Source organism: Prauserella sediminis, assembly GCF_014195435.1.
In the GTDB taxonomy this organism is placed as follows: Bacteria; Actinomycetota; Actinomycetes; order Mycobacteriales; family Pseudonocardiaceae; genus Prauserella; species Prauserella salsuginis.
This window is the reverse complement of sequence record NZ_JACIBS010000001.1, coordinates 2,505,338-2,516,769: the sequence shown is the minus strand read 5'-3', so window position 1 is coordinate 2,516,769 and position 11,432 is coordinate 2,505,338. Positions and strand designations below refer to the sequence as shown.

Genomic DNA, 11,432 nt, shown 5'->3' with positions numbered 1-11,432 from the left:
GCCGCCTCCACCGCGGACACGCGGCGCCCACCCCGAGCAAAGGAGTCACCAAGCCGCTAGGGGACGACTGCCCATCGCTGTGCGATGGGGTGGCGACACGGTAACAGGCTGCGCAAGGTCGAATACACCCACCCCCTAACGCAACCTGTCGCCGATGGCCGGCGACTGCGTTGGTTCGGTCCTGTCAATGGTTCAACCGGTCACCGGTGCGTGCTCCGGCCGGCGCAGTGTCCACCGGAGCAGCATTCACCGGCACAGTGCTGACCAATGCAGTACTCACCGGCACAGCGCTCACCGGTGCAGTGCTGACCAATGCAGCTCTCTCCGGTGCACTGCTCACCGGTGCAGCGGCGCGATGTCGCGGGCACCGATGAACGAGGGCCGCGGACTGCCGGCCGCGAACGGTTCGACCGGCGCGTTCTCCACACTGTTGAACACGAGGAAGATGTTGGACCGCGGATACGGCGTGATGTTGTTGCCCGACCCGTGCATGATGTTCGCGTCGAAGAACAACGTCGATCCGGCGGGCCCGGTGAACTGGTCGATACCACAGGAGGCCGCGAGCTTGGTGATGTCGTCCTCTCGCGGAACGCCGATCTCCTGCTCCTTCAGCGACGCCTTGTAGTGGTCGTCGGGCGTTTCGCCGAGGCACTGCACGAACGTCCGGTGCGATCCGGGCATCACCATCAGGCCGCCGTTGTACGGGTAGTTGTCGGTCAGCGCGATGGAGCAGCTGACGGCCCGTGGCTGCGGCATGCCGTCCTCGGCGTGCCAGGTCTCGAAGTCCGAGTGCCAGTAGAAGCCGTTGCCGCGGAAACCGGGCATGTAGTTGACCCGGCTCTGGTGCAGGTAGACCTCGGAACCGAGGATCTGCTGCGCGCGGTCGAGAATGCGCGGATCGCGGGCCAGCCGGTCGACCAGCTCGCTGATGCGGTGGACTTCGAAGATCGACCGCACCTCACCGGACGACCTCTCGGTGACGACGCGCTCGTCGCTCTTGAGGTCGCTGTCCGCCGAGAGCCGGACCAGTTCCTGCCAGTAACCCTGCACCTCGGCGGGTGTGATCAGTCCTTCGAGGATCGTGTAGCCGTTGCGGGCGTGAGCGGCGAGTTCGTCGCGGTCGAACGGGCCGTCGTCCGCACTTGCCCAGACGGTGTGGTCGGGCCGGTCGAGCAGTTGCGGTTCCCCTGCACTCAACCGCGTCGGGTAGGCATCCGTTCCGCCGTCCGAATAGACGTCGCGGAAGGACACGTCGGTGTTCTGGGACATACCGGAAATTCGGTCCGCAAGAGTCACGTTCTTCTCCTACGAATCTCGTTCTCTGGTTTTCTTCCTGATTGTTCCTCTCGTGAAACGCGAAGAACCCGGCCGGGCGAGGGTCGTGGCATCACGACCGCTCACACCGACCGGGTTCCCGCGGAGCCTTCCGATTACGCCACCGAACGCCGGTGACGCAGCTATCAGTCCTCTTCGACGATCAGCGGGTAGACGCCGTTCTCGTCGTGGACCTCCCGGCCGGTGACCGGCGGGTTGAACACGCATACGGTTTTCATCTCCGTCCGCGGGCGCACCTGGTGCTTGTCCGCGTTGTTCAGCACGTAGATGGAGCCGGGTCGCAGCTGGTGGACTTCGCCGGTCGCCTTGTCCTCGACCTCGCCCTCACCCTGAGTGATGAACACGGCCTCGATGTGGTTGGCGTACCAGAAGTCGTTCACTGTGCCCGCGTAGAGCGTGGTCTCGTGCACCGAGAAGCCGAGCTTGTCCTTGGCGAGGACGATGCGCTTGCTTCGCCAGTTCTCGGTCTTGATGTCGGCTTCGGTGTCCGTGATGTCGTCGATGGTGCGGACGAACAATGCGACTCCTCGGGTCGGGTTTCCTCGGGTGGTAGCGACGATTGTGCTCGAAGTCGTGTCGCGTGGCCGCCGGGGCCTCGACGATGATTCACCGCCCGGTTGACGTCAGGGGACGTCTCGGGCGGTGAATCACCGTTTCGTGGGGTACCGGCCGCCGCTGCGGAAGTGATGCGCGGCGGCACGGGGCCTGTCGGACGACGTCAGCGGGACAGCACCGACTCGACGGATTCGGAGATGATCTCCAGACCCTTGTCGAGCTCCTCGTCGGTGAGCGTCAGCGGCGGCAGCAGCTTGACGACCTCGTCGCTCGGACCGGACGTCTCCAACAGCAGACCCCGATCGAAGGCGGCGGCCGCGACCTTGCCCGCAGCCTCACCGCTGCCGAATTCGAGGCCGCGCGCCAGGCCCCGGCCCTTGGCCATGAGCTCGGCGTCCGGATACTCCTCGACGAGCTTGCGGAACCTGGCGCCGATGCGCTCGCCCTTCTCCTTGGTCGACTTCTCGAGGGTGTCGTCTGACCAGTAGGTGCGCAGCGCCGCGGCGGCCGTCACGAACGCAGGGCTGATGCCGCGGAACGTGCCGTTGTGCTCGCCGGGAGACCAGACGTCGAGGTCCGGGCGCACGAGTGTGATCGCCATCGGCAGGCCGTAACCGCCGATCGACTTGGACAGGCAGATCATGTCCGGTTCGATACCGGCTTCCTCGAAGCTGAAGAACGGGCCGGTACGGCCACATCCCATCTGCACGTCGTCCAGGATCAGCAGAATGCCGTGCTTCTTGCACAGGTCGGAAAGGCCCTTGAGCCATTCGAGGCGCGCGGCGTTGATGCCGCCTTCGCCCTGCACGCTCTCGACGATCACGGCCGCGGGCTCGTTGAGGCCCGAGCCGGAGTCCTCGAGAAGACGCTCGAAGTAGAAGAAGTCGGGGAACTCGCCGTCGAAGTACTTGTCGAACGGCATCGGCGTGGCGTGCACGAGCGGGATACCCGCGGCGCCGCGCTTCATCGAGTTACCGGTCACCGACAGCGCACCGAGGGTCATGCCGTGGAACGCGTTGGTGAAGTTGATGACCGACTCGCGGCCGGTCACCTTGCGCGCCAGCTTCAGCGCGCCCTCGACGGCGTTGGCGCCGCCGGGGCCGGGGAAGATGACCTTGTACTCCATGTTCCGCGGCTGCAGGATCTGCTCGTCCAGCGACTCCAGGAAATCCCGCTTCGCCGAGGTGAACATGTCCAGCGAGTGCGTGACGCCGTCGCGGGAAATGTAGTCGATCAGCGCCTCTTTGAGCGCCGGGTTGTTGTGCCCGTAGTTGAGGGCACCGGCACCGGCGAAGAAGTCCAGGTACGGCTTGCCGTCCTCGGAGTAGATCCAGCTTCCCTGCGCCTTGTCGAAGACCACGGGCCAGCCGCGGCTATAGCTCCGCACCTCGGACTCGAGCTTTTCGAAGATGCTCACGTGTTTTCAGCTCCTGCTTTTCAGGCAAATCTCGGTTTGTGCCGGCTGACGCCGGGCGATTCAGTCGGCGGGCGCGGTCAACGGGCCGACGCGGAACAGGTCCTCCGGCTCGTGCGGCTCCGGGAATTCGGCCGCCGCAAGGAACTCGGACCGTTCCAGCGTCGCGTCCCAGCGCTTCGCGAACGACGTGAACAGCCGGATCGACGCGTCGTTGTCCGGCGTGATGGTGGTGTCGAGGTAACGGACGCCGTCGGGAACGGCGCGCTCGAACAGCGCGTCCAGCATCTTTCCGGCAAGGCCGCGACCTCGTTGCGAATCGTCGACGGCGACCTGCCAGACCAGCAACGAATCGGGCGTCGCAGGCCTGCGATAGCCCATCACGAATCCTACGGGTTCCCCGTCGGCACGGGCGACGACAGATGTGTCGGCGAAATCACGGCACCACAGCAAGTAGGCGTAGGACGAGTTCAAGTCCAGCTTTTGTGAATCACGCGCTATTCGCCAGAGGGCCGCGCCGTCATCCGCCGCTGGTGGTTCGATCACCACGTGGCCCGCCGAATCATTATCGCCGTTGGCACGCTTTGTGTGCTTTCCGGACATATTCAAGCAATCTAACAGGTCTGCGTTCCGGTATCAGCATGCAACGCGCTCGATCACCCGATTAACCTGCAACAACGCAGAAACGTGCGTGACGATGGCGACAGCGAGCTACCGATCAGGACTGCGGCTGTGCTAAAGACACGGCCGTACGCGCGACAATCCCGGCGACGATCGCCGGGATTGCGGCGTCGCCGCAGAGCCACCGCACAGCACGTTAGTGGCACCCGTCGCCCGACGCGAGAGGCCGAACGGTGACAACTTTGCGTGTGCCCGCCGTCGCTGTCGGTGTCGGATCGCCGTGGTGGCCGTAACACCCTGGCGCCGAACAGCGGCGCCAGGCGGATCACAGCTTTGTCGACATTCCTCGCGAGCGATACAGCCGGCATTCTCCTCGATCCCCGTGGCCGTGCGACCTCCCACGTGTTCGTGAACCCGGCTCGTCGTGACCCCGGCTCGTCGTGGACCCGGCGAGCACGCGCCGGTTCGTGCCGCCGTTGCCGACACTGCGTGCGAAAATGGCGCCATGTCCACGCTGCACCTCACCGGCGACGCCGACGCCGACAAGCTGCTCTCCGAAGACCCGTTCGCCCTGCTCAGCGGCATGCTGCTGGATCAGCAGGTGGCCATGGAGGTGGCCTTCGCGGGGCCGCGGAAGCTGCAGGAACGGATGAGCGGCTTCGACGTCCACAAAATCGCCGAGATGGACGTCGACTCCTTCGTGGAACTGTGCGTGACCAAGCCTGCGATCCACCGGTACGGCGCGTCGATGGGTAAGCGGCTCCACGCACTGGCCCGCTACATCGTCGACCACTACGACGGCGACACGGCCGAACTGTGGACCTACGCCGACCCGGACGGCAAGGAAGTCCTCAAGCGGCTCAAAGCCCTGCCCGGGTTCGGCGACCAGAAGGCACGCATCTTCCTGGCGCTGCTCGGCAAACAGCGCGATGTGCAGCCCAACGGCTGGCGGGAGGCCGCGGGCGCGTACGGCGAGGAGGGAGCGCGCCGCTCCATCGCCGACGTCGTCGACCCGGAAACGCTCGCCGAGGTGCGCGACTTCAAGAAGGCTCAGAAGGCCGCCGCGAAGAAGTAGCCGCACGCGGCAGGACGCAGCGCGCTCCGGATCGCCGCGGCAGGTTCCGTGCCGGCGTCGAGGCCGGCACGGAACCCGGTCTCGGCTCGGCGTCAGGGTTCGCGGCGGCAACTGTGCGGATCACGCACGCAATCGTGGCGCCGCGGTACCCGGTCCTCGGCACTGTGCATGTCGTACTCCACCTTGTGCCGCGTCCACGCCGTCGTCTCGAACGCCGGTTGCCCGCGCGGCGGCACCACGACCTGTCCCGTCTCGCCGCGGTAGGAGTAGTCGATCCGCAGCCGCCACGTGCAATGGCAGTTCTCGGTGGAAGCCTTGATGAGCAGCTGTTCCGCCACTCCCTGCTCGAGGTAGCGGATCTTGCCGTCGACGCCGTAGGGCCGCGGCTGGCCACCGTCGCGCCGCACGAGTGCGGGGACCTCCCTGCCACCCCGGTCGAGCGGGATGTCCACGAGCAGCGCTTCCATGTCGCCGCCCTGCGGGTCGGCGAGGTACGCCGTCCCTGACAGCGGCTCCCGGCGCTGTTCGACGACGGCCGTGAGCCCCTCGATGACGATCCGCGCGGCCCGGTTGCTGTGCAGCTTCACGATGTGGCCCGACGTGCCCATCTGCGCACCGGACGAGCTGATCCGGTCGAACACGCGCCAGTCCGCAGAGGCCGTGACGACCTCGTCGGTGGCCCAGTAGGCGCCCGCGAGCAGGTCCGGCTTCGCCTCGCCCTCCGTGGTGAGCGCTTCCTCGCCGAAGAGGTCACGGGCGTTGTCGTGCAGCCAGGGATACGCACCCGGGATCGTCGCCGTCGTCGCGACCAGCGTCAGCACGCCCACGACGGCAGCTCTCGTCCAGGTGAACCCGGCCCGGACTTTCGCCCACGCCGACCGCAACCACGACGACTTCCGCTGCCGAGGCTGCGGCCGCATCCGCGTGCCCGCCATGCCGCGTCGGTTCCTCGCCCCGCTCACGACGTCGACCTCGCCGTCCCCGAACCCGCGGCATCGGTGCCAGTGGTGTCGGCGGTGCCAGTGGTGTCGGCGGTGCCAGTGGTGTCCGTGACTTCGGCGATGTCCGTGGTTCCCGTGGTTTCGCTGGTTCCGGCGCTACCGGTGGTGCCGGTGGTGTCGGTGGTGCCGGTGGTGCCGGTGGTGCCGACGGAGTCCGGCGATTCCGGGGCACCGTCGTCGATCTCGGGTGGTTCGCCCGCGTCGCCGTTCTCGGTGGCCACGGAGGGTTCCGTGCCCGGCCCGAGCAGGAAGGCCAGCAGCAACAACAGCACCGCGCCGATGGCCGCCAGGTAGGCGCGGCCCGCGACGATCGGTTCGGAGTCGACGTCCGGACTGCTGAAGAACCCTGCCGGATCAGCGAGTACCCACCCGTTGATGATCAGCACGTAGCCGATCGCGAACGTGCAGAACAACCCGATGACTCGCCACACGCGCCTGGCCGCCCCCGACGTCGCCAAGGTGCCGAGCAGGCCGGCGAGGACCAGCACCAGCCCGATGCGGTACACCGTGCGCCAGCCGTCGACGACCGTGGGCAGGTCCCAGCGTCCTTCGATCTCGAACCACTCCAGCGACAGCGATACCACCGCCAGTGGCGCCGCGACGGCGACGGCGGCCCAGCTCAGTACGGCGCGCACCCGCGGCTTCGCACTGGCCACCTGAGAAGGCGTGACGGTAAGGCCGCCCGGGGTGTTGCCCGCTGCCACGGCTGTACCCGCGCTGATCAGGAGCAGCCCGAGGACGTACAGGACGGTGCCCTGCATCGGCACGACCGTGATCGGCACGTCCGGTGCGATCATGGCGGCCCGGTCCGGAGCGACCGTCCCGATCGCACCGAGCAACGCCGACCTCGGGGGCTGCCATCCGGTCCACAGCACCACCATCGGCATCGCCGACCCGAGCATGATGGCTGCGGCGGCCGTCAGCAGGGAAGCCCGCCGGGAGGTCACGAAGCCGACGCCCGCGAGCACGCCCGTCAGCACGAGGAGCACGGCGACCACGGGTCCGTACCCGGCGATGGCCGTGACAGGCATCTCCAGCGAGTCGGCCGCGATCTCGGCCCGCAGCCACGGCAACGTCAGTGCCGCCGTGGCCAGCCCGGCGCCGGTCCCGCTCAGCGCGATGCCACCGATCCACCCCGGTGTCACGGTCAGCGACGCGGTCCGCTGCTCCGTCGACATGTCGACCGACCTCCACGACGCTCCTGCACCTCGGCAGGGAGAGCCTAAGGGTCGGGATCACTCCGGGTGAACGATTCGGGACAACTCGACGCTCAGCCGGCCCGTCCCGTCACCGCCGGAGCAGGATTCCGCGGACGAACTCCGCCTGGCCCGCGTGCTGCATCGTGTCGCCGACGACGCTGACCAGCCGCACGCCCAGCGTGGTGGGCGGATCCCATGACTCGTCGACGACCACGTCGAGGTCGGGGTCGGTGATTCCGGCGAGGTAGTCGACGGTCTGCGCATGCACCGCCTCGTGGTAGCCGACGAGCAGGTCCGGATCGCTCACCCGGACTGCGGCGACGTCCGCACTGGAGTGGCCGTACCCGATGTCGCCGGGCGGAAACGGCAGTCCGAAGCGTTCGAACCAGCCGTCGGCAGTCCACCGCTGTTCGCGGCCGGCAACGTCGGCGATGTGGTCGTCCTGCACGCGGGTCAGATGCCACACGAGCCACCCGATCGAGTTGGCGTCGGCGTCGAGGCGTTCGGCCAGCGCTTCGGCGTCCAGTCCTTCGACGACCTCCCGGATGACTTCTCGGACCCGCCCGAAGGCGTCGGTCAACAGCTCGGCACTTCCCATGCCTGCAATTGTGTTAGCCGTGGCGTCGGCTCGCCTGGTACCAACGGTGCATGGACCCGACGGAGGAACGGTTTCGCGCGCTGGCACGGTCGGCGCCGTGGCGGTGGCATGCACTGCGGTTCACGACCGGCAGGCGCCACGCGGGCGAGGACCGGGCGGTCCACACCGTACGCGCCGCCGTGCGCAGGCCCGGCAGACTGCGGGTCGAGAGCCTCGACGGCGCCGTTCTCCAGCGCCAGGCCGACCCCGACGTCGCCGAGCCGCCTGCGGTGGAGCTCGACGACCACGGTCTCCTGTCCCGCGCTCCCGACCAGGTGCCCGCGGTGCGCTTCGACTTCGAACCGCCGATGTACCAGGACTACCACTGGGTCGCGATGCTCGACCCGTACGAGCTCGCCGACGGCTGGGACGACGAGGGCACCCCGGCGCCGGGCACGGAGATTCTCGACCTCACCGCCGTGGAACACCACGGCAGGCCCGCATGGCAGGCGCGGTTGCGTACGACCCGGTACTACGACCCGCGCTGCGGCTGCTGCCCGCTGCTGTACTCGGCCGAATCCGAGGCCGCCGAGAACCACGAACCGGCGCCCGGCACGGTGTTCGCGGACGCCTATCTGGTGCGACTCGATGTGGCCACCGGCGTGTGCGTCTTCTCCGAGGATGTCGGTGGGACACGGTCCGGCCAGGGGCACGATGTGGTCATCGAGGGCGTCGACGAGGACATGCCCGACGAACTGTTCGGGAAACCGCGCTCGCACGCCCACCGGTTCCGGGCCTACCGCACGGCGGACGGGCCGGATCTGCGCAGCCTCACGGCATACCGGGACGAGGCCACACCGGGGCGCCGGGACGGGTGACGCCTCGCCGTGTCAGCCCGCGCCGACACGATTGTCCACAGTGGATGGTGCGAGCAGTTCGTCGGCCACGAGCCCCGCCAGACCGGCGAACGCGCCGTCCTCGCCGAGTCCGGAAGGGCCGATGTCGAGTCCCCGCAGCGCACTCGCGTGGGCGTTCGTCTCCACCGTGCCGCGCAACGCGTCGAGGAACGGTTCCAGCACACCGATCGCACCGCCGACGCGCACGTACCGCGGGTTGACGATCGTGACGACCGTGGCGAGCACCGTGCCGACGAGCCGCCCTGCCTCGGCAGCTGCGCGCACGGCGTCGCCGTGACCGTCCCGGACCCGGCGCACGACGTCGTCGATCGAACGCGCCCCGGACGGGCGCAGCTGCCGCACGAGCGCCATGCCACTGGCGCTCGCCGCCACGCAGCCGTGCCGGCCGCACGCGCACCGCCGGTCGTCTCCCTCGATGCGCATGTGCCCCATCTCGCCGGCGGTGCCGCTCTCCCCGCGGTGGATCCGCCGGGACACGATGACACCCGCGCCGATACCCGTGCCGACCTTGACACCGACGACCGTCGAATCCGGCCTGTCCATTGCGCAGTAGTCGCCGAACGCCAGCGCGTTGGCGTCGTTCTCCAGCAGGACGGGGACGCCGAACGCGTCGGCGAACGGTTCGCGCAGTGGGCGCTCGTTCCAGTCGGGCATGGTCGGCGGAGCGACCGTGACGCCGCGGTCGTGGTCGATCTGCCCGGGGAGCGACAGCGCCAGGGCACGCAACGTGTCGCCGCGGCCGGCGCGGTCGAGCAGCTCACGGCCCGAGCGCAGCAGCAACGGGACGACGTCGTCGGGACCGTGACGCGCGGGCAACCGATGGTGATCGCGCGCGAGCACGGTTCCGCGCAGATCGGTGATGGCCAGCGCGGCGTGGCTCTGGCCGAGGTCGACGGTCAGCGCACTGGGCGTTTCGACGTCGACCTCCAGCACCTCGGCACGCCGGCCGCCGCTGGAGCGCCGATGGCCGCTCGCGCGTACCAGCCCGTGCGAGCGCAGCGCCTCGAGCCGTTCGACCAGGGTCACGCGCGACAACCCCACGCGCTCCTGCAGTTCTTGCCGCGTCAGCGGGCCGTGCTCACGCAGCACGGCAAGCACGTGTCCCGGCGATGTCGCACTCGGGGAACTCCCCGGCTCGTTGGTCACGACCACGTTGACAATCGACCTCCCGGATACTTATGTTAACGAGTCTGACAAAAGTACGTGACACGGCGCGTTGTCGACACATCTCTGTTCGGGAGGCCCGGTGACCACCACCGCCGCCGGCAACCGCACCGTTCACCGGCCGGCGAACCTCGCCGCGCGCGCCGCCATGGTGCTACGGGACAACGACACCGGGACGCTCGTCACGGCGTCACCGCGGCTGTATCCGCACATGTGGAGTTGGGACGCGGCGTTCATCTCGATGGGCCTCGCCCATCTCGACGTGAGCCGCGCCGTGCAGGAACTGCGGACTCTGTTCTCGGCCCAGTGGCACGACGGGATGATCCCGCACATCGTGTTCACCGGCGACGACGACTACTTCCCCGGACCGGACCGCTGGGGCACCGACGACGCACCGCAACGTCCACACAACGCGCGAACCTCGGGCATCTGCCAGCCACCGGTACACGCGATCGCGCTGCGCCGCATCATCGACACCGCCCGTCGGACGTCCGAGGCCGACGCCGGGATCGCCGAGGATTTCGCACGGGAAGCGTGGCCTGCTCTCCGACGCTGGCACGGGTGGATCGCCCGGCACCGTATGTCCGAGGCCTGCGGCCTGGTGACGATCGTGCACGGCTGGGAGTCCGGAATGGACAACTCGCCGCGGTGGGACGCGCCGTACCTCGCCGTGCAGCCTGATGCCGATCTGCCGCCGTACGTGCGACTCGACACCCTGAAGGTGGACGACCCCCGGCAACGGCCCAGCGACGACGAGTACGACCGCTACCTGTGGCTCATCGAGCAGCTTCGACGGGCCGGCTACTACCCGGACAAGGTGGTCGAGACGTCGGCGTTCCTCGTCGGTGACGTGTTCGTCACGGCCGTGTTCGCACTGGCCAGCGAGACCCTGGCCGACATCGGCGCCGAACTCGACGCACCGGCGTCGGAGATCGCCGAGTTGCGCAGCTGGGCGGGCCGCGCCCGCGATGCGGCCCGCAGGAGCTGCCACCCCGAGACCGGCATGGCCCGCGATTACGACGTCCACACCGGCACGTGGCTCGATACGGAGTCGCTCGCGGCCTTCTCCCCACTGCTGTGCGGAGGGCTTCCCACCGAAACCGAACAACGACTCTTCGACACGCTGGATGGCCCCGGATGGTCCGGCCACCCGGGCCTGCTCGCCGCCGTGCCACCGTCGGTGTCACCGCATTCCGGCGACTTCGATCCGCGACTGTACTGGCGTGGTCCACAGTGGCCGGTGGTCATCTGGCTGTTCGGCTGGGCATTCGAACAGCGCGGCTGGCAACGGCACGCCAGCGAGTTTCGCGCACAAGGGGTGCACCTCGCTTCCGACGGATCGTTCGGCGAATACTACGAACCGTTCACGGGAGAACCCCTGGGCAGCCCGAACCAGTCGTGGACAGCCGCCGTCGTCCTCGACTGGCTGTGCAGCGTGTAGACCCTCGGAGCACCGAAGGACCCAGCGCAGACTTCTTCCCGGACCCTGCACTGAGGAGGGCGCCGCCCGGGTCGCCCCTCGTGGACCGACGCGCCTCGGTGGGCCGCACCCGAATCCGGGCGCGCTACACACA

At 68.4% G+C, this 11,432-nt stretch carries 12 protein-coding genes; 4 read left to right on the top strand and 8 right to left on the bottom strand.

The genetic code is table 11. From position 1 onward, the window contains the following. Window positions 1-206 precede the first annotated feature (206 nt). Complete coding sequence (locus FB384_RS27470; RefSeq protein ID WP_407676078.1) at window positions 207-374, top strand: pentapeptide repeat-containing protein; 168 nt, start codon at window positions 207-209, stop codon at window positions 372-374. On the opposite strand, the gene thpD is transcribed toward FB384_RS27470, so the two are convergent. The 4 genes from thpD to ectA form a co-directional block, all read right to left on the bottom strand. Beyond that, window positions 337-1,269, bottom strand: coding sequence for an ectoine hydroxylase (thpD, locus tag FB384_RS11505; protein ID WP_183782556.1), 933 nt, complete (start codon window positions 1,267-1,269; stop codon window positions 337-339). The two genes, FB384_RS27470 and thpD, sit on opposite strands and share 38 nt — an antisense overlap. A 191-nt stretch (window positions 1,270-1,460) precedes the next feature. Next, a complete protein-coding gene (locus FB384_RS11500; protein ID WP_183782553.1) occupies window positions 1,461-1,853 on the bottom strand; it encodes an ectoine synthase in 393 nt (130 codons plus the stop codon). A 200-nt stretch (window positions 1,854-2,053) separates the two neighbouring features. Further along, window positions 2,054-3,307: a diaminobutyrate--2-oxoglutarate transaminase gene (gene ectB, locus FB384_RS11495; RefSeq protein WP_183782550.1), complete on the bottom strand. Its 1,254-nt coding sequence runs from the start codon at window positions 3,305-3,307 to the stop codon at window positions 2,054-2,056. 60 nt (window positions 3,308-3,367) lie between these two features. Beyond that, on the bottom strand, window positions 3,368-3,907 hold the full coding sequence (gene ectA / locus FB384_RS11490) for a diaminobutyrate acetyltransferase (RefSeq protein ID WP_183782547.1): 540 nt from the start codon (window positions 3,905-3,907) through the stop codon (window positions 3,368-3,370). Window positions 3,908-4,430: 523 nt separating this feature from the next. Here ectA and FB384_RS11485 point away from each other — a divergent pair. Then, window positions 4,431-5,000 (top strand): HhH-GPD-type base excision DNA repair protein, encoded by a 570-nt coding sequence (locus tag FB384_RS11485; protein WP_183782545.1) that lies wholly within the window; start codon window positions 4,431-4,433, stop codon window positions 4,998-5,000. Window positions 5,001-5,092: 92 nt separating this feature from the next. On the opposite strand, the gene FB384_RS11480 is transcribed toward FB384_RS11485, so the two are convergent. From FB384_RS11480 to FB384_RS11470, 3 genes are all read right to left on the bottom strand, one after another. Next, complete coding sequence (locus tag FB384_RS11480) at window positions 5,093-5,935, bottom strand: hypothetical protein (protein WP_228726009.1); 843 nt, start codon at window positions 5,933-5,935, stop codon at window positions 5,093-5,095. A 23-nt stretch (window positions 5,936-5,958) separates the two neighbouring features. After that, window positions 5,959-7,179, bottom strand: a complete 1,221-nt coding sequence (locus FB384_RS27105; RefSeq protein ID WP_183782542.1) for a hypothetical protein — start codon at window positions 7,177-7,179, stop codon at window positions 5,959-5,961. Window positions 7,180-7,288: 109 nt separating this feature from the next. After that, window positions 7,289-7,798 (bottom strand): mycothiol transferase, encoded by a 510-nt coding sequence (locus tag FB384_RS11470; protein WP_183782539.1) that lies wholly within the window; start codon window positions 7,796-7,798, stop codon window positions 7,289-7,291. Between the two features lie 50 nt (window positions 7,799-7,848). Between FB384_RS11470 and FB384_RS11465 the strand changes: the two genes are divergently transcribed. Beyond that, the gene (locus tag FB384_RS11465) at window positions 7,849-8,655 is read left to right on the top strand and encodes a hypothetical protein (RefSeq protein ID WP_183782536.1); all 807 of its coding nucleotides are present in this window, start codon (window positions 7,849-7,851) and stop codon (window positions 8,653-8,655) included. Between the two features lie 12 nt (window positions 8,656-8,667). Here FB384_RS11465 and FB384_RS11460 read toward each other — a convergent pair whose 3' ends face one another. Further along, entirely contained in the window at window positions 8,668-9,840 is a 1,173-nt protein-coding gene (locus tag FB384_RS11460; protein WP_183782533.1) for an ROK family transcriptional regulator, read from the bottom strand. 100 nt (window positions 9,841-9,940) lie between these two features. Between FB384_RS11460 and ggh the strand changes: the two genes are divergently transcribed. Beyond that, window positions 9,941-11,299, top strand: a complete 1,359-nt coding sequence (gene ggh, locus FB384_RS11455) for a glucosylglycerate hydrolase (RefSeq protein WP_323985198.1) — start codon at window positions 9,941-9,943, stop codon at window positions 11,297-11,299. The last annotated feature ends 133 nt before the right edge of the window (window positions 11,300-11,432 follow it).

Excerpts from the sequence above, each read along its gene's own strand:
- thpD (WP_183782556.1), bottom strand. The coding sequence starts at position 1,269 with ATGTCCCAGAACACCGACGTGTCCTTCCGCGACGTCTATTCGGACGGC.
- ectA (WP_183782547.1), bottom strand. The coding sequence starts at position 3,907 with ATGTCCGGAAAGCACACAAAGCGTGCCAACGGCGATAATGATTCGGCG.
- FB384_RS11485 (WP_183782545.1), top strand. The coding sequence starts at position 4,431 with ATGTCCACGCTGCACCTCACCGGCGACGCCGACGCCGACAAGCTGCTC.
- FB384_RS11480 (WP_228726009.1), bottom strand. The coding sequence starts at position 5,935 with ATGGCGGGCACGCGGATGCGGCCGCAGCCTCGGCAGCGGAAGTCGTCG.
- FB384_RS27105 (WP_183782542.1), bottom strand. The coding sequence starts at position 7,179 with ATGTCGACGGAGCAGCGGACCGCGTCGCTGACCGTGACACCGGGGTGG.
- FB384_RS11470 (WP_183782539.1), bottom strand. The coding sequence starts at position 7,798 with ATGGGAAGTGCCGAGCTGTTGACCGACGCCTTCGGGCGGGTCCGAGAA.
- FB384_RS11465 (WP_183782536.1), top strand. The coding sequence starts at position 7,849 with ATGGACCCGACGGAGGAACGGTTTCGCGCGCTGGCACGGTCGGCGCCG.